This window comes from Clostridium sp. YIM B02569, from assembly GCF_022320765.1.
GTDB classification, from domain to species: Bacteria; Bacillota; Clostridia; order Clostridiales; family Clostridiaceae; genus Clostridium; species Clostridium beijerinckii.
On record NZ_JAKJJX010000013.1, the window covers coordinates 90481 to 116596 of the forward strand.

The 26116-nt window shown below is 28.8% G+C and carries 21 protein-coding genes; 19 read left to right on the plus strand and 2 right to left on the minus strand.

The window, feature by feature from the left end:
• Nucleotides 1-164: 164 nt before the first annotated feature.
• From L3B96_RS13345 to L3B96_RS13410, 14 genes are all read left to right on the plus strand, one after another.
• Nucleotides 165-2255 carry an S-layer homology domain-containing protein gene (locus L3B96_RS13345; protein WP_077829948.1) on the plus strand — a complete coding sequence of 697 codons (2091 nt, stop codon included), beginning with the start codon at nucleotides 165-167 and terminating at the stop codon, nucleotides 2253-2255.
• A gap of 167 nt (nucleotides 2256-2422) precedes the next feature.
• Complete coding sequence (locus L3B96_RS13350; protein ID WP_238861373.1) at nucleotides 2423-6658, plus strand: DUF445 family protein; 4236 nt, start codon at nucleotides 2423-2425, stop codon at nucleotides 6656-6658.
• 260 nt (nucleotides 6659-6918) lie between these two features.
• Nucleotides 6919-8775 carry a TIGR03960 family B12-binding radical SAM protein gene (locus tag L3B96_RS13355; protein ID WP_238861375.1) on the plus strand — a complete coding sequence of 619 codons (1857 nt, stop codon included), beginning with the start codon at nucleotides 6919-6921 and terminating at the stop codon, nucleotides 8773-8775.
• Nucleotides 8759-9460, plus strand: a complete 702-nt coding sequence (locus tag L3B96_RS13360) for a TIGR03936 family radical SAM-associated protein (RefSeq protein WP_011967855.1) — start codon at nucleotides 8759-8761, stop codon at nucleotides 9458-9460. Before L3B96_RS13355 ends, L3B96_RS13360 begins: the two co-directional genes overlap by 17 nt.
• Nucleotides 9461-9650: 190 nt before the next feature.
• Nucleotides 9651-11099, plus strand: coding sequence for an Rne/Rng family ribonuclease (locus L3B96_RS13365; protein WP_238861377.1), 1449 nt, complete (start codon nucleotides 9651-9653; stop codon nucleotides 11097-11099).
• Between the two features lie 175 nt (nucleotides 11100-11274).
• The gene (gene rplU / locus L3B96_RS13370; RefSeq protein ID WP_011967857.1) at nucleotides 11275-11586 is read left to right on the plus strand and encodes a 50S ribosomal protein L21; all 312 of its coding nucleotides are present in this window, start codon (nucleotides 11275-11277) and stop codon (nucleotides 11584-11586) included.
• A gap of 7 nt (nucleotides 11587-11593) precedes the next feature.
• Nucleotides 11594-11980 (plus strand): ribosomal-processing cysteine protease Prp, encoded by a 387-nt coding sequence (locus tag L3B96_RS13375; protein WP_011967858.1) that lies wholly within the window; start codon nucleotides 11594-11596, stop codon nucleotides 11978-11980.
• Between the two features lie 4 nt (nucleotides 11981-11984).
• Entirely contained in the window at nucleotides 11985-12284 is a 300-nt protein-coding gene (gene rpmA / locus L3B96_RS13380; protein WP_011967859.1) for a 50S ribosomal protein L27, read from the plus strand.
• Between the two features lie 301 nt (nucleotides 12285-12585).
• Entirely contained in the window at nucleotides 12586-13878 is a 1293-nt protein-coding gene (gene obgE / locus L3B96_RS13385; RefSeq protein WP_011967860.1) for a GTPase ObgE, read from the plus strand.
• 147 nt (nucleotides 13879-14025) lie between these two features.
• Nucleotides 14026-14328, plus strand: coding sequence for a ribosome assembly RNA-binding protein YhbY (yhbY, locus tag L3B96_RS13390; protein ID WP_011967861.1), 303 nt, complete (start codon nucleotides 14026-14028; stop codon nucleotides 14326-14328).
• Nucleotides 14329-14490: 162 nt separating this feature from the next.
• Nucleotides 14491-15105: a nicotinate-nucleotide adenylyltransferase gene (gene nadD / locus L3B96_RS13395; RefSeq protein WP_011967862.1), complete on the plus strand. Its 615-nt coding sequence runs from the start codon at nucleotides 14491-14493 to the stop codon at nucleotides 15103-15105.
• 86 nt (nucleotides 15106-15191) lie between these two features.
• Nucleotides 15192-15770 (plus strand): bis(5'-nucleosyl)-tetraphosphatase (symmetrical) YqeK, encoded by a 579-nt coding sequence (gene yqeK, locus L3B96_RS13400; RefSeq protein ID WP_238861379.1) that lies wholly within the window; start codon nucleotides 15192-15194, stop codon nucleotides 15768-15770.
• Between the two features lie 99 nt (nucleotides 15771-15869).
• Nucleotides 15870-17162: an LCP family protein gene (locus L3B96_RS13405; RefSeq protein ID WP_238861381.1), complete on the plus strand. Its 1293-nt coding sequence runs from the start codon at nucleotides 15870-15872 to the stop codon at nucleotides 17160-17162.
• Between the two features lie 201 nt (nucleotides 17163-17363).
• Nucleotides 17364-18263: an RluA family pseudouridine synthase gene (locus tag L3B96_RS13410; protein ID WP_238861383.1), complete on the plus strand. Its 900-nt coding sequence runs from the start codon at nucleotides 17364-17366 to the stop codon at nucleotides 18261-18263.
• Nucleotides 18264-18337: 74 nt separating this feature from the next.
• Here L3B96_RS13410 and L3B96_RS13415 read toward each other — a convergent pair whose 3' ends face one another.
• Nucleotides 18338-19234: a LysR family transcriptional regulator gene (locus L3B96_RS13415; RefSeq protein WP_238861385.1), complete on the minus strand. Its 897-nt coding sequence runs from the start codon at nucleotides 19232-19234 to the stop codon at nucleotides 18338-18340.
• Nucleotides 19235-19355: 121 nt separating this feature from the next.
• On the opposite strand from L3B96_RS13415, the gene asd reads away from it, so the two are divergent.
• Nucleotides 19356-20441 carry an aspartate-semialdehyde dehydrogenase gene (asd, locus tag L3B96_RS13420; protein ID WP_238861387.1) on the plus strand — a complete coding sequence of 362 codons (1086 nt, stop codon included), beginning with the start codon at nucleotides 19356-19358 and terminating at the stop codon, nucleotides 20439-20441.
• A 63-nt stretch (nucleotides 20442-20504) separates the two neighbouring features.
• Here the strand turns inward: asd and L3B96_RS13425 are convergent, their stop codons facing one another.
• Nucleotides 20505-21740 carry a D-alanyl-D-alanine carboxypeptidase family protein gene (locus L3B96_RS13425; RefSeq protein ID WP_065415995.1) on the minus strand — a complete coding sequence of 412 codons (1236 nt, stop codon included), beginning with the start codon at nucleotides 21738-21740 and terminating at the stop codon, nucleotides 20505-20507.
• 165 nt (nucleotides 21741-21905) lie between these two features.
• Between L3B96_RS13425 and L3B96_RS13430 the strand changes: the two genes are divergently transcribed.
• The 4 genes from L3B96_RS13430 (at nucleotide 21906) to rlmD (ending at nucleotide 25450) form a co-directional block, all read left to right on the plus strand.
• A complete protein-coding gene (locus tag L3B96_RS13430) occupies nucleotides 21906-22568 on the plus strand; it encodes a helix-hairpin-helix domain-containing protein (RefSeq protein ID WP_238861389.1) in 663 nt (220 codons plus the stop codon).
• Nucleotides 22569-22869: 301 nt separating this feature from the next.
• The gene (locus tag L3B96_RS13435) at nucleotides 22870-23562 is read left to right on the plus strand and encodes a hypothetical protein (protein WP_238861391.1); all 693 of its coding nucleotides are present in this window, start codon (nucleotides 22870-22872) and stop codon (nucleotides 23560-23562) included.
• A gap of 20 nt (nucleotides 23563-23582) precedes the next feature.
• Nucleotides 23583-23981 (plus strand): RDD family protein, encoded by a 399-nt coding sequence (locus tag L3B96_RS13440; RefSeq protein ID WP_077829957.1) that lies wholly within the window; start codon nucleotides 23583-23585, stop codon nucleotides 23979-23981.
• A 110-nt stretch (nucleotides 23982-24091) separates the two neighbouring features.
• Nucleotides 24092-25450, plus strand: a complete 1359-nt coding sequence (rlmD, locus tag L3B96_RS13445; protein ID WP_238861392.1) for a 23S rRNA (uracil(1939)-C(5))-methyltransferase RlmD — start codon at nucleotides 24092-24094, stop codon at nucleotides 25448-25450.
• Nucleotides 25451-26116: the final 666 nt, after the last annotated feature.

The window sequence follows — 26116 nt, forward strand, 5'->3', positions numbered from 1 at the left end:
CAAAATTTAAAATATTAATTTATTGCTTTAACACAGGTATTTAAAAGTAACTGTATAAAAATTTGTGAAAAAATTATAATTTAATGCAAAATTTTCATATGAAGAATCGTATTATATTTAGATAGTATAAAAAATAGCTCATTATTAAAGATTGGAGGATATTTATGAAAAAGAAAGGTATTATAAGCGGGATATTAACATTATGTTTAATATTGTCTACTATTTCTATTCCGACATTTGCTGCGGATGAAGATAGCAAAAACTTAGAGCAAGCTATTATATCAGCAAAGAAAATTATAACAGTTCCAGATGATTATACAGAGTTTACACATAATTCAAGCGAACGTGAAGTTAGGGGGACAAAAGTTAGAATTTGGGATTTAAATTGGGCAGAAAAAGAAGATAAGAAAGGATCAATATCTGCATCAATAGGTGAAGATGGATTCTTATATCAATATAGTAATTATGATGGGGATAGCAAGGATAGCAAAGACGGTTTAGCAAATATTACGAAAGATCAGGCCCAAGTTTCAGCAGAAGATTTTTTGAAAAATGTAATTCCAGAATATATTGGAGAAATAAAGTTAGTAAAAAATGATTCAGCTTCTTTTCAAGGAGATGAGTATAACTTTACTTATCAAAAGTTTGTAAATGAAATTCCGGTTAACTATATTTATATAAATGTTGGTGTAAATAAATACAGTGGGAAAGTGACATCATTTAGCAATGACAATTTAGAAGTAAAGGGAGCTGAATATCCTAATTTAAGTGGGATAATTGATTCTGTTACTGCAGAAAAAGCATATATAGATAAAATAGGCATAGATTTAAAATATTATTCTTATTATGATTATGAGAAGAAGAAAATGAATATATTTGCAGGATATGCTCCAAGTAATATAAGTGAATTTATTGATGCTAAAACTGGACAAGTAGTATCATATTCAAGTGATAATAAATTAGATGATAGAAATAAGGATCATTCATTAGTAAATGCTTCTGCAAATAATTTGGATAAAGCAAATCAAGAGTTGACACAAGAAGAGATGGATGCGATTCAGAATGTTGCAAATCTTATAAGTAAAGAAAAGGCAGAAAGTATACTTAGAGAAACATCTGATTTAATAACGGCTGATATGAAAGTTAGTGATGCATCATTAAATAAAAACTATCTTGATGATGAATATTCATGGAATATTTCTTTTGACGGTGTATATGGAAGAGTGAATGCAAAATCTGGAGAAGTAATATCGTTACATTCTTATAATTATAATAAACTTGGAACAAGTGGTAATACTTCTAAGGCAGATGCGCAAAACACAGTAGAAAACTTTTTGAAAAAAGTAGCACCTAATAAGTTTACACAAACAAAGTTTAAGGATATAAATAATCCAATTTTAAAGATTACTGATAGACCAATAGAAGAAAATACGTTTATGTTTAACTATGTACGTCAAGTGAATGGAATAGAGTTTTCTGGAAATTACTTGAATGTTGAAGTAGATAAGAATACAAGTAAAATTATTGGTTATGATAATAACTGGTATGATAATGCCTCTTTTCCTGATGTTAGTAACGTTATAAGTAAAGAAGCTGCATTCAATAAAATTAAGGATTTAGCAGGATTCTCATTACAATATACAATGTTAGATGCAAATAAAGTTGGAATAGTATATGACTTTATAAACAAGAATGATAGTTATATTATTGATCCTATAAATGGCATAAGGATAGATTATACCGGAAAAGCATATAGAGAAAATAAATTACCAGAATATACGGATATAAATGGGCATTGGTGTGAAAAGACAGTAAAAGAACTTTTAGATAATGGGTATTATATAGATGGGGAAAAATTTAATCCAAATATGAATATTACTCAAATAAATTTCTTTAAATATATATACTCACCAGTAAAAAATAACTATAGCGATGATGATTTTTATGATATGTTAATTCAAAATGGAGTAATTAAAGATGAAGAAAAAGCTCCAAATTCAGTAGTATCATATAATGATGCAGCAAAGTTTATTATAAGATACTTAGGCTATGAGAAATTAGCTGGACATTCTGAAATATTTAATAGTCCTTTTAAAGATAATATAGAAGACTCATATAAAGGATATGCATCAATGTGTTATGCTCTTAATATTATTAAAGGGGATACAAATGGAAATTTTAATGGGTCGCATAATATAAGCAATGCAGAAGCGGCTGTAATTGTATATAACTTGATAAAGAATAACAGAAAATAGATTTAATGAAAGTGCTAATCTTTTTATGAGGATTAGCACTTTTTGTTGTTGTAGTATGAAATGTGGAAATAAAGTTAATAAATTAGTATAATATGATGTAAACAACATATTTTATATGTGAAAAAGTTATTGTTTAGAATTGATATTACATAAGGAGAGAATAGCTGATGTTAACATTTATTTTTTTACTAGCATTTCAGGGATTTTCAGGTGGAGTAGCTGGATATATTACAAATAAATATGCAGTTGATATGCTTTTTAAAGAATATACACCTTTAAAGCTAGGAGGGGTAATTAAAAAGAAGAAGGAGAAATTTATTGAAGAGATTAGCGAATTAGTAGAAAGAGATATAATAAATGCAGATACATTAGGGGCTGAAATGCCTAATATAAATATACATACATATATTAAACAAATGGCTCAAACTTTTTTTGAGAAACAATTAAGCAATAGTTTAGGAAATACTAAAATAGCTGAAATAGATGGTTTTTCAGAGAGTATACTTAAAAGTGAAGAATTTATAAGAAATAATCTAAATATGCTTTTACCAGAATTAATAGATGGTCTTATGCGTAATGTTGATCTACAAGATATATTAAGTGAAAAACAGCTATCAAAAGTTATAAATTCAGGCTATGAGCTACTGATTTGCGAACTTGAAAAGACTGATGCAGTGAATGGATTTATTTCTAGTTTATACAAGGAAAATTCTGATATTACTTTAGCTGATATTTTTTCTAAAGAAGTCCAGAAAAAATTAACTGATAATATTATAGAGTGTGTTGAAAACATATTTAATAATGATATTTTATCAGATGAAAAGTCGTGCAAGATGTTTTTGGACAATATACTTTCAAATATAAATGTAGATGCAACGATTGTTAAATTACAAGACTCTATCGGAAGTCGGGATATTAATCATTTTATTACGGAAACTCAGCAAGAAGAAGTTATTTCAAGATTATTCATTAAAATTACTGAATTTATTAACTCTTCTGAAGGAAAGGATTTAATATTAAAAATTACAAATGGGATTGTTTCAATTGTGAAAAATATTGATTTTACTCTTTATGAAATACTTCCTAAAGAGATAGAAAAATCACTCACGAATTTTATAAAAATAGTTATTCCTAAGGTCATGCCTTATATTTTGGAGTGGATTTCAAGTAATAAATCATCTTTGGATGAAATGATTGAATCCGCAATTGATGAAGCTATACAAGATATAGATGAAAGCATAAAGAAGCTTATAATCTCAAAGGTTAGAAATGCACTTATGGGAGATGTTTCATCTAAAAATAATATTGTTAATAAAATTATAAGCTATATTAATAATAATTTTGATGATGAATCAAGTGATAAAATAGTAACTTCTATTATAGATTACTTGAAGGACACAAAGGTTAAAAACATAGTAGAATCATTGGAAAAATACAATTTAGCTACATCTGATGATGTTACTGAAATTATTACTAAAGTATTTGCAGCTCATGGAAAGAATACGTTGAGGATACTAATAAAATCTCAATTTTCAAAGAAAGTAAATGAGATTGCTAAGTTAGATTTGTTAAAATTATTCAATACAAAGCTTAAGTCAATGTTATATGAAAGTATTTTTAAAAACAAAACGAGATTATGTAAAAACATAAATACTTTGATTGCACAATTCATAAATTCAAAGAGTGATGAAATATTCCACAAAAAATTATCAGAATTATTTAAAGATAAAAGTGTACTTAGTTTATCTAATAAATTTTCAACATGGGCCAATAATTTGCTCAGAAAGAACAAAGATACATATAGCGAGAGATTAGAAGATATTATATTATCAAATGTTAAAAAATTTAAAATAGGAGATATATTATCAAACTATAATGTGAACATATTGGAATATATTGTGGATAATTCAGTATCAATTTATAGAGAAACTGTGGATAAATATAAGAATTATCAGATTAAGGAATTAGTTAATAAAGGATTTAATAAGGATCAATTATCAAATATTCTTATAAATAAAGGTTACCCAGAGTTAATATCTAAGCTTCCAAGTCTATTAAATGGAAATATTAAAAAAATCGCAAAAAACAGTTTAAGTAAATATGACGAGGATGAAATATGCGATATAGTTCAAGATTTTATGGGAAGTCAACTTAAACCACTTTCTGTTTTTGGTGCTGTTTTAGGTACGGTAGTTGGGATAATATATCAATTAATATTTCCAAATTCTATTGGACTTTACGGATTTCCAAGTAATATGTTTAATGGATTGTTGTCACTTGGAGTTATGGCATTTATAGGATACATAACAAATGTTGTAGCCTTGTGGATGATTTTCCATCCATACAAAGAAAATAAAATTATATCTAAAATACCATTTTTTAAGAAGTTTGCATTAGGATATATACCGGCACATAAAAATGAGTTTGCAATTGGAATGGCGAAACTAATTGATGAAGAATTATTAAACAAAGAGGAAATTAATAAAAGTTTCAATTCTCATAAAGATAATATGTCTTCAGTACTAACTACCTTAGTTAAAAATAATAATTATCAAATTTTAGTTAACTTTTCTAGAAGTAAAAAGAATGATTTTGTAAAATATATTTATAAAATAATTTTAAAGTATTGTAATAGTAGTTCGGATTTATCCGAAGGAATTACTAACAGATTAAAAGAAAGCAAATTTAATAATTTTATTAAGGAAAGTTACATTCAGAATGGAATACTTAAAATAATAAGTAGTATTAGTAATAGTAAAAGTTCTTTAACGAAGTTTATAGAAAATAAAATATCTTCAAATTACAAAATTGGTGATGTTATTTCAGAAGATATACTTATTAAAATCCAAAATTATATTCAAGAGGAAGGTACTAAGTTTATACAAGATAATCTTAGTACTATTGAAAAGGTAGATTTTTTAGAGTTAATTACAAAAGAATACAAAAATGATTATTCTGCAGCTATAAAACAATCGTGTAAAGAGGGTATAGGTAAAGATTCCATAGAAAAAGCAAAAATTAATATAGGGAAATATGTATATGAATATTTTTCTAATGACTTTAAAATATACTTAGAAAATATGACAAGTAAATATTTATGTAATGGCTTAAATGAAAATAATGATATAGGATCAATGTTTAATGGTAAGGTCAAGAACATGATTGATAATAACCTGAATCATATAACATATTATTTTTCAAATAAGTTAATATCCTATTTAAAAAACAATCAGAATATTATAACTGAAAATGTACAAGAAACTATTAAGAGTGAACTTAATTTCTTTGAGAAGATAGCCTATGCAACTTTTGGTGGAGATGACATAGCATATAGAGTTGTTGATATTATACTAAATAAAAAACTTCCTTTAATGCTAAGAGAAGAGAACGATAAACTTATTAATACTACGAAAGCTGTATTAAATGAAAATATATACCCTATTAGAGTGAGTGAATTAAATATAAAGGGTGAAGAATTTAACACTCAAATAATAATAGATGATTTATTTGAGCAATTTGGTGGGAATGCTAATTTAAAGAGTTATATCTATAGCGCAAGTGATCTGATTTTAGATTCATTAGCTGTGGCTTCAATTTCAGAATATCTTGAATTATTTGAATTAAGCACTTTGGATTCGATTTATAAGAAGTTTTTTGATGAAGTCAATATCATAAAAGAAGATATATATAGAAGCATAAATATTAATAAAGATAAATTATCTATAACAATAGAAAAGTTATTTAATGAAAATATGGTGAAAAATTTATTTAACATTGAATTTAATTCTGTATTATTAAAAGGAATTGATAGCTATGAAATTGAAAATTGTATAAATAATATTTTAAGCATAATTGTTGAGAGTGAAGAATCAAAAAAATCGATATCTATGTTTATGGAAAATTTCTATGAAAATACATTATCGGAATTAAAGATAGAACAAATTATTGATGCAAGTACTCTAAGCAATGATCTTGATAGGGTTATTAAATATATTTTCGCTAATGCAGAATTTAACCAAAAAATTATGATTGTAATTGATGCTATAGTTCAAAATGCAATTAATAGCAACTTTTACTTTATATCAGATAGATCTAAGGATTATCTTATAAGTAAAACTATTGAAACAGGTTTAAATTCAGTTGGTGATTATATTGTGCCAATATTAAGGGAAATAAATCTAAAGAATATCAGCAATAAGCAAATTGAGCTGCTCAATCCAAAGGAAATTGATGTAATGTTCAATTCCTTTGCAGGAGACTTTTTCAATAAGCTTCGCCTTTATGGAGTGTTTGGATTTGTATTTGGTATAAATGCCGGATTATCATTTATATTATGGATAATTGATTGGAGATATAGTAAGAAATACAATGATAAAAATTCAAAGGCTTTGAAGGAAATGTAGAATAAAATAAATTGTATATAGTATTGGAAACAATAAGAATATTCCCATTCAGAATTAATTATGTTAGAATAGGGATAGCAAATAAGAAGTATAGCAATTAGAGTTTATACTTCTTTTATTTATGCATAAGCAAAAAGTGGGTTCATTTAGTATTTGAAATACTAAAGGTTTTAAATTCTTTAAATTTGACAAAAATTTAAAGGCAAGCATTTATGGAGAATTGCACATATGATGGTGTGTTTTAAGGAGGAAATTTATTAATGAATAAAATTTCAGATGATATCTTATTTAAAGTTGAAAAACCAAGTAGATACACTGGTGGAGAATTAAATGAGATTGTTAAAGATCTAAAGGAAGTTGACATAAGATTTGCATTTTGCTTTCCTGATGTTTATGAAGTAGGAATGTCACATTTAGGAAGCAGAATACTTTATCATACTATAAATCAAAGAAGTGATACATATTGTGAAAGATCATTTGCACCATGGCCTGATATGGAAGAACAGCTTAGAAAAAATAATATTCCGTTATTTACATTAGAGACAAAAGATTCTCTAAAGGAGTTTGATATTTTAGGATTCACACTTCAATATGAGATGAGTTATACAAATATTTTAAATATGCTTGATATGTCTGGTATTACTATAAGAGCATCAGAAAGAGGAGAAGATGAGACAATAGTTATGGCTGGTGGACCTTGCGCATATAATCCAGAACCTTTATATGATATCATTGATTTCTTTGAAATTGGTGAAGGCGAAGAAATGATGAATGATGTTTTAGATGTTTATAAGAAGTATAAAGGAAAAGGAAAGAAGAAAGAATTCCTAAGAGAAATATCTAAAATACAAGGAATTTATGTGCCTTCCTTATATGATGTTATTTACAATGAAGACAATACAATTAAAGAATTTAGACCTAAGTATGATGACGTACCAAAAACTATTACAAAGAGAATTATAAATAATTATACTAAGGTAGATTTTCCTACAGATATAATAGTTCCCTATTCAGAAATTGTTCACGATAGAATAGTTCTAGAGTTATTCAGAGGATGTACAAATGGGTGCAGATTCTGTCAGGCAGGTATGCTCTATAGACCAGTTAGAGAAAAGACAAGGGAAGATTTAAAGGATTTAGCAAGAAAATTAGTCAAAAGTACAGGATATGAAGAAATTTCTCTTTCATCATTAAGTACTTGCGATTATTCTGATATAAAAGGATTAATTACAGATTTAGTTAATGAGCATGAAGACGACAGAGTTGGTATAGCACTTCCGTCTATAAGAGTTGATGCTTTTTCTGTAGATTTGCTTAAGGATATTCAGAAGGTAAGAAAGACAGGATTAACTTTTGCACCAGAAGCAGGTTCTCAAAGAATGAGGGACATAATTAACAAGGGTCTTACTGAAGATAAAATTTTAGATGCAGCTACAAGTGCATTTGCAGCTGGGTGGAAAACTTTAAAGCTTTATTTCATGATTGGACTTCCATATGAAGAGCTTGAAGATTGCATGGGAATTGGAGAATTAGCAGAAAAAATAGTATATAGATATAAACAAGTGCCAAATAAGATAAATAATAATAAAGGTTTAAGGCTTACAGTAAGTACATCAATACTTATACCGAAACCATTTACTCCATTCCAATGGGCACCTATGGCAAAGTTTGAAGATGTTACTGAAAAGATCAAAGCTGTTAAATCTTCAATTCAATCAAAATGTATAGTCTACAATTATCATGAACAAAAAACGTCTGTAATGGAGTCTGTTTTTGCAAGAGGTGATAGAAGATTATGTGAGGTTTTAATAAAAGCCTTTGAAAAAGGTGCTAGATTTGATGGATGGGATCAACACTTTAAATTTGATGTATGGATGGAAGCAATGGAAGAGTGTAATTTAACTGTAGATTTCTACGCATATAGAGAAAGAAGTTATGATGAAGTATTACCATGGGATTTCATTGATATTGGAGTAAATAGAAAATATTTAGAAATAGAAAATGAAAAAGCTAAAAGAGCAGAGTTAACACAAAACTGTAGAGAAGGATGTACAGGATGTGGAATTAATGTGAACTTTAAAGATGGGGAGTGTTTTGAAGGTGCGATACTTAACTAAATTTACTAAAGAGGAAAATATTAAGTTCATATCTCATTTAGATGTGCTTAAAACTATTCAAAAAAATATTAGAAGAGCGGGGCTACCTATAGAATACTCTCAAGGATTTAACCCCCATATGAATACATCAATAGCACAACCTTTATCGGTAGGAGTCTATTCAAGTGGTGAATATATGGATATGGTGTTAACAACTGAGATGGATGAAAATGAAATTGTGGATAAATTAAATGAGACCGCGCCAAGTGGAATAAAATATATAAGTGCACTTGCAATTCCTTATAAAGAAGGAGAGAAGAAAGTTCCTCAAGCTATGGCTTTAATTGATGCAGCAAGATATACTATAAAAATTAAGTATTCTGATGTCTCAAATTTAGAAGAGGAAGTTGGTAAACTTTTAGAAACTAATGAGTGGAATACAGTCAAGAAAAGCAAAAAAGGTGAAAGAGAAGTCAATATAAGGGCTTTTGTTAAGGAGTTTAGTTTCTGGGTTAAAGATGAGTTCTTAATTCTTAATTCAGTTATAAGTACAGGAAGTAGGGAACATTTAAGCGCAGATTTACTTGTTAGTTATATCCAAGAAAAAACTTCAAATGCGATTTTAGATTCGTTTGTTAATACCAAAAGAGAAGAAATGTATTTTTACAAGAATAATAAACTTGTACCATTATATAAATGTGTATAAATATATAATTCACAATTTACAATGCGCAATACACAATTAAGGAATAAATCTCTTAAGAGATTTTAAAAATTATAATAAATGCAAAATACTAAGGTATCAAATTATATGATAATTAGATTTTCAAAGGAAATTGCTCACTAATTGTGCATTGTGAACTGTGCATTGTGCATTGACTAGGATGTGTTATAGAATGAAAGAGATTTTTGTTGAGAGAAGAGAAAGAATTTTAAGGGTAGCTATTAAATCTAATAATGAATTGATAGAAAGTATCGTTGAAGAAAGTAAGAATGAACCCATAATAGGAGAAATTTATAAGGGGAAGATTAAAAACATAATTCCGGCTATAAACTCAGTGTTTGTTGATTTGGGTTTAGATAAAGAAGGTTACCTATATTATAGTGATGAATTAAAGGCAAAAGGAATAAAAAAGGGAGACGATATACTAGTAGAAGTTTTAAAAGAGCCTCTTAATGATAAAGGCGCCAAATTAACTGCAAAGGTGTCAATTCCCGGGAAATATATTGTCTTAAATTGTTATGAACAAGGAATAGAATTTTCTAAGAGAATAGAAGATAAAGAAAAGAAAATAGAACTATTGAGGAATATTGAACCGTTAAAAGATGTTTGCATAACAGTAAGGACAGAAGGTGCAAATGTAGATGTAAATATTCTTAAAAATGAGATTTCTAAGCTTTATGATGAATTTCAAAATATAGATAAAAAAATGAAACATTCATTAGGAGTAAGAAAGATTTATGGTGAAGATTTAACATTAACTAAGCTTTTGATGAATTTTTCTGGAGAAGAAATTATAAAAATTTATGTTGATAATAGCATTGATTTTGATAAGATATCAAGCTTTGCCAAAGGACAGGAAAATTTAAAAATAGAGAAGTATGAAGGATATAGAAAACTTTTTGATTTTTATGGAATTGAGAAAGAACTATTAAGGTTGAGGCATAATAAAGTTAACCTACAATGTGGCGGATACATAGTAATTGATAGAACTGAAGCAATGTATGTTATTGATGTTAATAGTGGAAAAAACATAAAGGAGAAAAGTTTCAATAAAACAATTTTGGAAACTAATTTAGAAGCGGCTAGAGAAATAGGAAAACAGATTAGGCTTAGAAACTTAAGTGGAATTATAGTAATAGATTTTATTGATATGAGAGATAAAAGTCAAAGAGATATTGTAATGGATGCACTTAAGGAAAGTCTTAGGTTAGATAAAGGTAATGTAAAGATATTCCCATTTACCCAGCTGGATTTAGTTCAAATAGCTAGAAAGAGGCAAGGAAAAAGTATATATGAATATATGGAAGAAGAATGCAGCCTATGTAAAGGAAGAGGAATAATCCTAAAGTTATCTTATATTGAAGGGCTAATAAAAAATGATATAGTAAGGATGCAGGAAGAAAGTTCTATAAATTGTTTTCATATACAAATGGATAGCGTTTATAAAGATAGAATAAGAGAAAATATTTTTGAGTTTATGAAAGAAATAGATGGATTAGATAAAGAGATATATCTAAATTATGTAGATAATATAGAAGGATATAAAATTGAACCACTGATATTTCAGGGGCAAAAAGATAATTTAAAAGATTATAAAGTTACAGTTATAGAAAAGTATTAAATCAGTTAACAATCATGCTAAATTATGTTTATATGGATAAATTATAGATTATGCTTTACAAAGTAATAGAAATATGATAAACTGGCTTTTGTAGACCGCGCACGTAAGGTTTTATGTAAAACAAAGTTGAATCTTTGTACCAAAAGTGGCGAGACCGTTATGAGGAGGTGTTTTAATGTACGCAGTATTAGCAACAGGAGGAAAACAATACAGAGTTCAAGAAGGAGACGTAATATACGTTGAAAAACTTAACGCTGATGTTGACTCAACAGTTGAATTAAACGAAGTTTTAGCTGTAGGAACTGAGGAAGGTATCAAAGTTGGTGCGCCAGTAGTTGAAGGAGCTAAAGTTGTAGCTAAGGTTGCAGCACAAGGTAAGGCAAAGAAAGTTGTAGTTTTCAAGTATAAGTCTAAAAAGGACTATAGAAGAAAGAATGGACACAGACAACCTTACACTAAGCTAGTAATCGAAAAGATCGAAGCATAATAAAATTATGGTTAAAGTAAAAATCAAACAACATAATAATGATATTGTTGGATTCGTAATAAATGGTCACGCTATAGGTAATGACAGAGATTTTTCAAATGAGCCTGCTTTAGTAGGTGAAGCATTTGATATGATATGTAATTCAGTTTCAGTTTTATCTCAAAGTGTAATTATTGGTTTGGATGAAGTTTTAGAACTTAATTCAACATACGAAATACAAGATGGATACTTGAAATTAGACCTTCAAGATTTTAATCTAGAAGAACTAAATCAAGCTCAAGTTTTATTAAAAACTTTTGAAAAAAGCTTGGAAAGTGTAATTTTAGGATTTGATCAATTAGTAGGGAAAAAGAAACGTAGAGAATATATAACTTTAATAAAAGAGGAGGTGTAGTCACATGCTAATTATGAACCTTCAATTATTCGCTCATAAAAAAGGGGTTGGTAGTTCTAAGAATGGTAGAGACTCTGAATCAAAAAGATTAGGAGTTAAATCTGCTGACGGACAATTTGTTCTTGCTGGAAACATTCTTGTAAGACAAAGAGGAACTAAAATTCACCCAGGTGAAAATGTTGGAAAAGGTAAGGACGATACTTTATTTGCTAAAGTTGATGGAGTTGTTAAATTCGAAAGACTTGGTAGAGATAAGAAAAGAGCAAGTGTTTACCCAGTAGACGTTGAAGCAATAGCTGAATAATTATTTTAGAAATAAAGCACTCTTAGTTTAAGAGTGCTTTTTTAAGGCATATGAAAGAAAATAATGAGTTAAGAAGGTGCCGATGTCTAGAGTGACAGATATCAGAGAAATAGACTAGCATTTTAGATGTTATTTTCTTTGATATGCCTTAATATTTTTATGATAATATATATTGAGATTAGACATTAAATCCAATATTATATAATAAAGCGATATTTTTTAGGAAAGAATAAGTAATAATAGAACTAAAAAATTTTATATTAAGATGATAAAGTAAAACAAACAAGGAAAGGTGATTTTTATGTTTATAGATACGGCGAAGGTTTTCGTTAAATCTGGTAACGGTGGTAATGGTGCTATTTCATTTAGAAGAGAAAAGTATGTACCTCTAGGTGGACCAGATGGTGGAGATGGAGGAAAAGGTGGTAGCATCATTTTTCAAGTTGAAACTGGAATAACAACGTTATTAGACTTTAAATACAAGAAAAAGTTTATTGCAGAATCTGGTGAAAATGGCGGCGGTTCAAAATGCTATGGTAAAGATGGTGAAAGTTTATATATAAAGGTACCTATGGGAACCATTATAAGAGAAGCAGAAACTAATAAGATAATTGCAGATCTTTCTCATAAGGGGCAAGAATTAGTATTATTAAGAGGTGGAAAAGGTGGAAAGGGAAATGTTAAATTTGCTACTGCTACTAAGCAAGCACCTCATTATGCAGAACCAGGGATGCCAGGAGACGAGTTAAATATAGTTTTAGAATTAAAGTTACTTGCTGATGTTGGGTTATTAGGATTCCCTAATGTAGGTAAATCAACATTGTTATCAATGACAACAAAAGCAAAACCGAAGATTGCAAATTATCATTTTACTACATTAAAACCTAATCTAGGTGTTGTTGCTGTTGATGGAATTGATCCTTTTGTAATGGCTGATATTCCAGGAATAATTGAAGGAGCAGCAGAAGGTGTTGGACTTGGAATACAATTTTTAAGACATATCGAGAGAACTAGACTTTTAATTCATATAGTTGATATATCTGGTGTTGAAGGAAGAGATCCTTTTGAAGATTTCATTAAAATCAATGAGGAATTAAAGAAGTATTCTGTAAAACTTTGGGATAGACCTCAAATTGTTGTGGCTAATAAATCTGATATGCTTTATGATGAAGGAATATTTGAAGATTTTAAAAAGAAAGTTCAAGAAATGGGATTTGATAAAGTATTTAAGATGTCAGCAGCTACTAATGAAGGTGTTGATGCTGTAATGAAAGAAGCGGCAAGAATACTTAAGGATATTCCAGTTAAAGAATTAGAAATCTCAGAAGATGAAATGTACATACCAGAAGAAAAGAGATTTACTTATGATATTACTGTTGAACATAATAAAGAAGAGGGATATGATGTTTATATAGTTGAAGGTACATTTGTAGATAGATTACTAAGTGCAGTAAATGTAAATGATGCAGATTCTTTAAGATACTTCCATAAGGTTCTTAGAAATAAAGGTATTTTTGATGAACTTAGAGAAATGGGAGTAAAAGACGGTGATATGGTTAGATTAAATGATTTTGAATTTGAATATATACTTTAATTAATTCAAATTTAATATTATATTGCTATATAAAAATGTTCTGCTTATAATTGAGTGCAGTGAAATTTAGGTTATAAGTTGAAAAATAACCCCCAGGGATAATTAATACAACAAATATGTTGAAAAATTTTAGGAGGAATAAATAATATGTTAACAGGAAAACAAAGAGCTTATTTAAGAGGATTAGCTAATGATATTTCACCAATATTTCAAATAGGTAAAAATGGTGTTGAGGAAAACTTTTTAATACAAGTTTCACAAGCATTAGAAGCTCGAGAATTAATTAAAATAAAAGTTTTAGAGAACAGTGGTTTAGAAACAAGAGAAACTTCTGATATGATATGTAAAGCTGTAAAATGTGAAGGAATTCAAGCAATAGGTAATAAGATAGTTTTATATAAACAATCTAGCAATTTGAAAAAGAGAAAAATTGAATTACCTAATAAATAATTATATATAGGAAATAATTAATAGAGAAGCTGCTTTTATAGAAGCTTCTTTTTTTATAAAAATTAAGATATTAAAAATAATATTTAAGTTTACTTCATGATATAATAAAAAAGGAATTTTTAATATGATTATAATAAGTATATTACTTTTGGAGGAAATCTTATGAAACGCTTTGGTATAATAGGTGGTACTTTTGACCCTATTCATAATGCGCATTTATATATAGCCTATGAAGCTAAAGAAAAATTAAGCTTAGATGAAGTGATCTTTATGCCGGCAGGAATACAGCCGCTTAAGGCCAATAATATAATTACAGATCCTGGATTAAGGTATAGTATGGTTAAAGCAGCAATAGAGCACTTTAGCGAGTTTTCTGTATCAGATTATGAAATAGAGAAGGGCGGACTTAGTTTTACTCATGAAACATTAGAGTATTTCAAAAATAAGATTAGTGATAGAGATAAAGATAATGAATTGTTTTTTATAACCGGAGCAGATTGTTTGTTTAGCATGGAAAAGTGGAAAGAAGTAAAAAAAATCTTTTCACTAGCAACTCTTGTGGTGTTCTCAAGAGGAGGAATAAACAAAAGTGATATGATAAATAGAAAACATATGATAGAAGAAAAGTATAATGGAAAAATAATTGTTTTAGATTTGAAAGAACTTGAAATATCATCAACTGATATAAGAAATAGAGTACATGAAAATAAGAGAATAGATTTTTTTGTTCCAGAGAGAGTTTCGGATATTATCTATAAAAATAGGCTATATAGATAGAATTTCATAAAGCTAATGCTCTGGTGATTTATAGAAATATAAGTTGATTCATTTAGAAATATATTTAATTTTAGGAGGAAGTTATCTTGTTATCCATAGAAGAAATGAATTTGTATCTTAAATCTAATTTGTTAGAAAAACGTTATATGCATACTTTAGGGGTTGCAGACACAGCAAAGAGGTTAGCAAAACTAAATGGAGTTTCAGAAAAGAAGGCTGAAATTGCAGGTCTTGCTCATGATGTTGCTAAAAATTTATCTATAGATAAAATGAGAGAAATGATGAAAGAAAATAATGTTATTATCTCTGAGATAGAAGAAAAGAATATGAATTTATGGCACAGTATTGTTGCACCAATAGAGGCAAAAGATAAACTTGGAATTGATGACGATGAAATACTGGATGCCATAAGATGGCATACTACAGGTAAAGAGGATATGTTCACTTTAACAAAGATTATTTATATAGCAGATATGATAGAACCTGGAAGAAATTTTGATGGAGTTGATGAGATAAGAAGAGCTACATTTGATAACTTGGATAAAGGAGTATATTTTGGTTTGACTAGTAGCATAAAAATATTATTGGCTAGAAACTTATTAATTGATGAAAATACTATAAAGGCACGAAATTATTTTCTATTTAATCCTGAATTTAAATTATAAGTATTGATATAAATAGAAATTTCGACTTATTTAATGAGATTAGAGAGGTTACTTAATGTATATTATATTAAGTAAAGAAAATTTATAAGAGGTGGGTGCATGGGAAGGAAAACTAATAAAAAGAGAGATACAGCATTCTCAAAAATTTTTAAAAAAAGTAATGATTCTACAACAGTATTTGAAAAGTTAGTTTTAGGTATTATATCTCTTATAATAACTTTTGTTATAGTATCAATGGTATCTGGAGTTTATGCTTTAATGAAGGTTGAGAGCAAGTCAATGCCAAGTGGTGCAAGTGTATCATTTAATCAACCAGTAAATATCTTGTTACTTGGTATGGATATAGGAGATCCAAAGCAGGTAAATAATCAATCAATAAAGAGAACAGATACAATAATTGTAGCTAATTATAATCCTCAAACCAAAAGTATTCGTATTGTGTCTGTTCCAAGAGATACACTAATAAGTATAAATGATAGAAATGTTAAAATAAATTCAGCTTATGCAATTGGTGGATATCCGAAGATAAAATCAGAAGTTGAAAATCTACTGAATATAAATATAAATTATATAGTTAAAGTTGATTACAATGCTTTTCGTGAAATCATTGATGCTATCGGAGGAATTGAAATGAAGATCGATAGAAATATGATTTATGATGATGAAGGTCAGAATCTTCATATAAATTTTAAAGCTGGTGAAACTGTAACTCTAGATGGTAAGAAAGCTGAAGAATTTTTTAGGTGGAGAAAAAATAATGACGGAAGTGGACTTGCTAATGGAGATTTAGATAGAATAGAAAATCAACAAAAATTTATTTCGAAGGTTATTGAAAAGTGTACAAGTCCTTTTATAATATTCAAAGCACCTAAAATAATGACAGCATTAGGAGATAATGTAGAAACCAATCTGTCACCAACTGATATTTTAGGATATGGGTTTAAATTTATTGGTATAAAAAAGGAAAATGTAACAATGGCAACTGTAAGTGGAACTCCGAAAACTATAAATGGAGAGTCATTTTTAATAGTTGATAAAAATGAAAATAAAGACATATTATCATCACTTACTTCATCTTCTGCATCTAATAAATCAACAGAAGGAGCAGCAAAAGATGATATAAGAATTAAAGTGTTAAATGCTACGAAGATTAATGGATTAGCGGCAAAAGTAGCAAAGGAATTAAATGATGCTGGGTATACAAAGATTGATACTGGCAATACTGAACTTAGTGATAAAAGTGAAATACTTACTAATGATGCTGATAAATTAAAGACTATTAAACAGGATTTAAATATAAAAGAAAATGATGAAAAAGATAACAAGAAAGAATATAAAGATTACGATGTGATTATAATCTTAGGTAAGGATTTTGAAAGCTTTGGTAAGTAAAGTGAATTTAGAGTTCTGTGGTGGCTCAATGAAACACTCCACATAATATGTTGCTTATTTCTAGTAGAGTAATGCACATAAACTTAATGGATATGTATGGTTAGTAGAAATACAAAGATATTAGAAGGAGTATTATCGTTATTGTGCATTATCAATTTGACATATTCCTAAATTATACTATATGAGGAGAAGATAAATTATATGAGTATTTTAGAAAAACAGGTTGTTAACATAGAGAAGGGCACTAAAATAAGAGAATATTTGAAAGTGGAACTTGGCTTATCAACAAGATTAATTAGAAGTGCATCTCTTGGTAAAAGAATATTTGTTAATGATGAAGTTGTAAAAATGAATAGAGTTCTGAATGAGGGAGAAATTATAAAGATTGATTTGGCTAAAGATGAAAGTCAGGATATAGCTCCAGAAAAAATGGATATAGATATAGTTTATGAAGATGAAGATATTTTAGTAGTTAACAAGAAACCTTTTATGGTGGTGCATCCAACTAAAAGTTATCAAAGTGGGACTCTTGCAAATGGAGTAATCAATTATTTTATGGAGAGCAGTCAAAATTGTATAGTTAGATTAGTTTCTAGATTAGATATGAATACATCAGGTCTTATTATAATTGCTAAAAATCAGTTTTCTCATGGAATGCTATCTAAAGAAATGAGTGAAAATAAGGTAGAAAAAAAATATTTGGCATTAGTTCATGGAATTATAAAAGAAAAACAAGGCACGATTGATCTACCAATATATAAACCTGAAGGAATTGAAAATGGCATTAGGAGAGTTATTGATGAGAGAGGCCAAAGGAGCATAACTCACTATAAAGTTGTTGAAGAATACAATGAATCAAGTTTAGTAGAATGCAAACTTGAGACTGGAAGAACCCATCAAATTAGAGTTCATTTGAGTCACCTGGGCCATCCTATTTACGGTGATACCTTATATGGAGATGGGGATGAAGAAGATTTAATAAAAAGGCAGGCTCTTCATGCATTTGGATTAGATTTTAAATCTCCAAGGAGTGGTGAAATACTTTCATTAAGAGCAGAGCTTCCAGATGATATGAAAGAATTAATTAGTGAATTGAAATAAATTTAATATGATAAGTAACAATGTAAAAAGCTCAAGCATCTAATTTAATAAGTTGCTTGAGCTTTTGAATTATTCTATTGTAAGTATGATTCCATAAAACTTCTTGATAAATTTAAGAATTCTTTTAGAGCAGGAGAGATCCATTTGTTTTTGTGATAAAGTACTTGAGATATTATTCCAAAGTCAGGACCTTCCCAATTTAGAGGAACAAGTTTACCACTATTTATTTCATCATCAACAGCAACCTTTGGAAGTAAGGTTATTCCAAGACCACTCATTGTAAATTGTTTAATGGCTTGAACACTTCCTGTTTCTATGGCTACATTTGGCTTTATATTGCAACTGTTTAATATATTTTCCAAAGTGGCTCTGTAGCTACATCCCATTTCTGTTAATATAAGTGGTTCTGACTCTATGTCTTTTGGAAATACTTCTTTTTTATTTATAAGGGGATGGCCAGGATAGGCTAAAAGCAACATTGGCTCTGGAATTTCGATTTCTGATATAAATTCTTCTGAATTGATTTTTACACCTAATGAAAATGCTACATCAATAATATTATCATTTAAGAAATATTTAAATTCGGAACAGTTTCCAAATTTTAAGGATATTTCTACTTCAGGATATAGCTTTTTGTATTCTTTAAGGATCTCAGGAAGTCTTAATACACATAAAGATTCAGCAGCACCAATTGTTAATGTACCACTTGGAACGTCAGTGTTAAGTACAGCATTTTTTACATCACTTGATAGTTTTAATATTTGTTTTGCATATGGCAAAAGTTTCTTTCCTTCATGTGTTAAAGTTATGTTTTTACCTATTCTTTCAAAAAGTTTTACACCAAGCTCACTTTCCAAAAGTTTAATTTGAGTTGTTATACTAGATTGAGCATAGCCAAGGCTATCAGCTGCTTTAGTAAAACTTTGAAGTTTGCTTATCGTTAAGAAAGCATTAAGTTGTTTAAAGTCCATATAATCATCTCCATCAAAATAATTGATTATGTTAATAGAAATTATCAATTTTACTAATATATGCATAAATGATATCATACTTATAATAGATAAGCAAAATTGATTTTAAGAGGTGGTTTTAATGGGTGATAAGTTGAAGGTTGGTATAATAGGTGCCACAGGAATGGTTGGACAAAGGTTTTTATGTTTATTGGAGAACCATCCTTGGTTTGAAGTTACAGCGCTAGCGGCAAGTAAAAATTCAGCAGGGGTAACTTATAAAGAGGCCATAGCTAATAGATGGAAGATGACAGCACCATTACCTGAAAAATATAAGGATATGGTAGTTAAGGATGCATTTAAAGTTGAAGAAATCTCTGGTATGGTGGATTTTGTATTTTGTGCAATTTCTCTAAATAAGGAACAAACTAAGTTACTTGAAGAAGATTATGCGAAACATGAAACACCAGTTATTTCAAATAATTCAGCCAATAGAAACGTGGATGATGTACCGATGTTAATTCCAGAGATAAATGGAGTACATGCACAGATTATTGAAAGCCAAAAGAAACGTTTAGGAACTAAAAGAGGATTTATAGCAGTAAAGCCTAATTGCTCAATTCAAAGTTATGTTCCCCCAATAAATGCCCTTATGGAATACAAGCCTCAAAATATTCTGGCATGTACTTATCAAGCCATTTCTGGAGCAGGTAAAACTTTTAATGAATGTCCTGAAATTATTGATAACGTGATACCATTTATTGATGGTGAAGAAGAGAAAAGTGAGAATGAACCACTAAAAATATGGGGACAAATAGAATCAGGTAAAATTATAAATGCTAATAGTCCGATTATTACAACTCAATGTATAAGAGTACCTGTAGCAAATGGACATTTGGCAGCAGTTTATGTTAGTTTTAAGAACAAACCTTCGAAGGAAGAGATAATTAGTAGATGGGAAAACTTCAAAGTTCCAGAAATGGTTCTAGGGCTTCCAAGTGCTCCAAAGAAATTTTTGAAATACTTCACAGAAAATAATAGACCTCAAACTAATTTAGATAGAGATTATGAAAATGGAATGGGAATATCCATGGGAAGATTAAGAGAAGATAAGATATTTGATTACAAATTTGTGTGCCTTTCTCATAATACATTAAGAGGCGCAGCAGGTGGTGGAGTTCTTTCGGCTGAATATTTGAAAGCTTGTGGATATTTAAATGCAAAGTAAATTTTTATAATTAATATATATTTAGATAAAAATAAAGGAAGTAACAGATGACTTCCTTTATTTTTATTTCTTTAATTTTATGTTTATAAGCTTCCTTAATCCAAATACTCCTGCTAAAACAATGGCGACAGATCCTATATAGAGTTCTGAATTTGCATTGTTTGATAATGAATTAATAGAAAGAGGAAATTCATACTTTCTAGATGTTCCTGCAGCTAAATCCATAGTTGTATATTCTTTGTCATTAACATAAACAGTACCTTTTAGTATATTATCACCTTCATTAAATGATTGTTTGCTTAAATCCTGATCCTGTATTTTTATTTCAGAAGATACTGAATCTTCCTGACCCTTAGGAACATCATAATCAATATCTTTTGAGGCCATAACAGGTATTGTAAGATTGTTAGTTATTTTGTACTGTGAAACTTCATCGCCTTTTTTGTAAAGGTGAACTAAAGAATAATTATCAAAGCCGTAATTTAAGACTGCTTGCATATCATGAAAGTTTTGATCTTTATCAAGCGCATTTAAAAATGAAGCTACAAGAACATGTCCGTTCTTTTCAGCAGCAGCTACGTAAGTATGATTTGATTTTGTTGTATAGCCATTTTTACCGCAAAGAGCAAAAGGGTAATAATATCTAGAATTCTTATTTATCATATAATTTTTATTGTTAAGTACAATAGTCTTTGAAGGATTATTTTTAAGTGTTATTGTGTAATTTGGGGTAGTAGATAGTTGAACATAATCTTTATTGTTGATAGCTTCTCTTAAAAATAACGCTAAATCGTGTGCAGTAGTTGTATGTTCAGGATCTGGCAATCCACTTGGATTTTTAAAGTTTGTGTGTAAAGCTCCCAGTTCTTTTGCTTTTTCATTCATAAGTTTAGAAAATGCTTCTGTACTTCCTGATATGTGATCAGCTAAAGCATTTGCACAATCGTTTCCTGATTCCAAAAGAAGCCCTAAAAGCAAATCGCGAACAGTTACTACATCACCTTTTAATAAACCAACAGCAGTTCCATCTATTTTGGTGAAATCTTCTTGAACTGTTACTTCATCATCTAGTTTGCACTTTTCTAAAGTTATAATTGCAGTCATAACTTTAGTAGTTGAAGCAGGTTCTAAAACTTTCTCTTCATTTTTCCCATATAACACTTGTCCAGTGGATGCATCAATTAAAGCACAACCCTCAGCGTTAATCTGTGGAGGCTGTGTTTCTGCTTGTACACTAGTATAGGTAAAGCAAAATAAAAACAAGAATAATATATTAAATGTTTTAAAAATTCTTTTCATAAAATTCTCCATACTTATATTGAATATTTTTAATGGTACTCAAAATACATTTTATCAAAAAAAAAGAATTTGCGCTATACAAAGTTCAAATAGATTCCAATAAGAGTCTAAATAATAAAAAAGTGGAAATAATATCTAAGGAGAAATTGTAAAGGAGAAAAAGAAGTGGTACAAGAGTTCTTGAAAGATAAGAAAAAAATTGGTATATTGAGTATGCTATTTATTGTGGTAATTGTACTTATAGGATTATATGTGAAATCTGGGTTTAAAGAGCTGAAGAAAAATGATACTGAAAGTATCTTTGTAGATGATAGTATTGAGGCTGATACATCAAATGATGAATCAGTTAGTGTTAAAAATAATAATAAATCAAATAATAATGATAGCAAGAAACAAATAGTTGCAGCAAAAAATAAGAATATAGTTGTAGAAATAAAAGGAGAAGTAAAAAAGCCAGATGTTTATACAATGAGTGAAAATTCAATAGTAAAGGATCTCATAGAAATATCAGGTGGGCTTACTGAAAATGCAGATTTAAGTAATATAAATAGAGCAAAAAAGTTGCAAGATCATGAATTGATTTATATTTCAAATAAAAATGATGAAAACAAGGAAATCCAAACTGTAAATTCAAATTCTAGTAATAAAGATATTTCAGATAAAAAAATTAATTTAAATAGTGCAACATTAGATCAATTAAAGACATTAAATGGCATAGGTGATTCAAAAGCAAAAGGCATAATTGAATATAGAGAAAAAAGCGGTGGATTTAAATCAATTGAGGAAATAAAAAATGTATCTGGAATAGGAGATAACATGTTTGAGTGAATAAAGGAACAAATTGAAGTTTGAACAACTTACAAATATATTACATTAATACTTGTTAACGTTATAATAATTGCATGAAAGAGTAAAAAAATATATAATAAACAGTGGTATATCAAAACTAATTATATTAAATGAATGTAAAAGCAGTCTAGAAAAGAGAATATAATATTATTTAGGTAAGAAAAAAGGTATAATATTGACACATAGTTGTAATACACTGATGGTAAAATTGTATTATTCATTTGCCGTATGTTAGTTAGACATAAAAATAACATCTAATTTAAATAAGGGGGAAAATTTAGTGTCTAAAAAGGTTATAAGTATACTTATGAGCATAATAGTTGCAGCATCGTTAGCTGGGTGTAAAAATGCTACAGATAGTTCAACAAAGAAAACGGACACAACAACGGAAAGTAGCACAAACTCTAATGATGATAGTTTAGAGGGAAAATGGGCAAAAAATTATACATTAGATCAAACACAAAAGTTATTTAAAGATAAATTATCAGATATGGAGAATATAACCAAGGATTTAGGGGTAAAATATACAAAAGATGAGAAAACAAGAAAAGAAAAAGATGAATCTGTAAATGATAACTCCATATATTTTGACAATCAAAAGCCAGAAGTAAATAAAATTGAAAGTATGTATTTTGGAATGAAAACATATGGTGATAATTTAGAGACTGGTGATATAAGTCTAAAGTTGAGTTTGAATTTTGATGGTGAGAATGCAATAAAAAATAATAATTTTGACTTAGGAAAGACATCTTTTAAAAAGTACATAGAAGCATTTACAGGCCAAGAAGGTAGAGATTATTCAGACATAAATAAACAAATAATTGATAAACTAAAAAGTGGTGAAAACCAAGTTCAGATTAATAACACGATTGATGGCTTAAAGGAAGAAATCTTAGCTACCAAAACGTGTATAATATATAAATTATCTACAAAGAAGTACAAATTTGCTGATGGTGAAATGAGTATGAAGTAGATTACAAGGGGGAAAATTTCTTGGAAAAAGATAACTTAAATGAAAATGAAATAAACGATGAAGTGGAAGAAAACGAAATTAAAAAGATTTCGGATACTGAAGAAGAAACAGATAGCAATGTTAATAAAGAGGTTGAAAGTTTAATAACTAGCGATGAAGAATCAGATAAACAATCTTCTTCTAGAATTATATTAGCTAACGCACTTGATCAGTTATTAATGATTGCTGGTTCAGCTTTATTAGTACTATTGTGTGATATAATTTTAAAATTATGCGGATACATGTTCGTAAGGGATAATGGATCTATAATTTTAGCAGGAGGAATAATATATTTTATTATAAATTGTATTTATGGCCCAATAATGGAAAAGAGTAAACTAGAAAATACTTTTGGGAAAAAGATATTAAATATGAATTAATTTATAAACTGAATTTACTATTATAATTTAAAGAATATAAAAATTACTTTTTATATTCTTAATTTTTATTAGAGATAAAATTTTAAAATATAAGTACTTAGGAGTATATGATGAAAAAAGGAAGCGATTTAAGCGTTAAAATAGAAAAGTTACAATTTCCATCGACAGGAATAGGTTATGCAGAAGATAAGACTATATATGTTAAGAATGCTTTTCCAGGTCAAACAGTTACAGGTAGGGTAAAAAGGAAGAAAGAAGACTATGCGGAGTTAAAATTAATAAGTGTAGATGAACGAGCTGATTATGAGATTGAAACTCCATGTTCTCATTTTGGAGTTTGTGGAGGATGTTCATCACAAAGTATACCATATGAAAAGCAATTAGAATTTTTAAGCGAAGAAGTTAAAGAATTATTTAGAGAAGCAAATGTTGACACAGGAGAGTATTTAGGCATTCAAGGAAGCCCTAACCAATGGGAATATAGAAATAAGATGGAATTTACATTTGGTGATGAAGCCAAGGGAGAGCCACTTTCATTAGGTATGCATATGAGAGGAAAATCCTTTGGAATATTAACTGTAGATGAATGTAAACTTGTTGATGAGGATTATAGAAAAATTATTAGATTGACTGCTGATTACTTTAGAGAGAAAGATTTGCCTTATTATAGAATAATGAAAGCTGAAGGCTATTTAAGACATTTAGTGATAAGAAAAGCTCAAAATACTGGCGAGATTTTAGTTAATTTAGTTACTACTACTCAGATAGACTTTGATTTAAGCGAATATGTTAAATTACTAAGAGAACAAAGTTATAAAGGAAATTTAGTATCTATAATCCATACTGAAAATAATTCGAAATCAGATGCAGTAATACCAGAAAAGGTAAATGTGTTATTTGGAAAAGATTATATTAGAGAAACATTACTAGGATTACAATTTAATATTTCTCCATTTTCATTCTTTCAAACCAATACAAAAGGTGCAGAAAGCCTATATTCTATTGTTAAAGAGTTTATGGGAGATAGTGAAGAAAAAATTGTATTCGATCTCTATTGTGGTACAGGAACAATAGGGCAAATAGTAGCTCCAAATGCAAAGAAAGTAATAGGAATAGAACTTATTGAAGAAGCAGTTGAAGCAGCAAGAGAAAATGCTAAATTAAATGGATTAAATAATTGTGAATTTATAGCTGGTGATGTAGCAGAAATAATAAAAACAGTAAAAGTTAAACCGGATATAATAATATTAGATCCACCAAGAACTGGAGTACATCCTAAGGCGTTAGATTATGTAATTAAATTTAATGCACCAGAGATAATATACGTTTCCTGCAATCCAAAGACATTAGTTAATGATCTTAGAGTACTTACTGAAAAGGGATATAAAGTTATTAAAACTAAAGTTAAGGATATGTTCCCTAATACGCCTCACGCTGAAACTGTAGTGAAGCTAATTAAGCAATTGTAGCTAACTAAAAAAGTCTTGCAACTTCTAAAAGAACCCTGCTATTTTCAAAAAAACTGTGCAGAAGGCTGTGAATAAAAGCAAGGAAAATGAAAGGGCTGTGGATAGAATCAAGAAGATTGATTAAGAATAAAATAGGTAGCTCGTATCACTGGCGAAGCCAGATATATCAATGGCTAAAGATAGAATAATGATAGGATTAAGGATTGAACTTCCTTAGTCCTATTTTTCATGCCTTTTTCCACTTTCCCCTTCAACAATACCAGATAAAAGTCCGAACTAATGTATGACAAAACCGCCCCGAAAGGGATACGGAGATAGGTGGAAAGATTGCACTAACACAAGGTAAATCAATGGTTAAGATAGGGTTTGAGGGAAGATAGAAGATAGGCTTAATGATAGATAGAGTGGCTGATACCGGCCTGAATAGAATTGAAAATAACGATAGATTTAAAGCTTGATTTCTCAAGCAAATATGGTCGGTTTTTTTAGCAAGGGTTTCTTCAAATTTGAAAATACTTTTGTGGATAAAGTGGTAATGGATACCAGGGAAAATCAGAAAAATCTTAGCAAGAGTTTTTTCAAAGTCGACCAGGAAATGCGGGGTTGAGGGGGAAAGTTTAGCAAGACTTTTTTACGTGTATCTAGTAATAAAGCCATTTTAGAGGA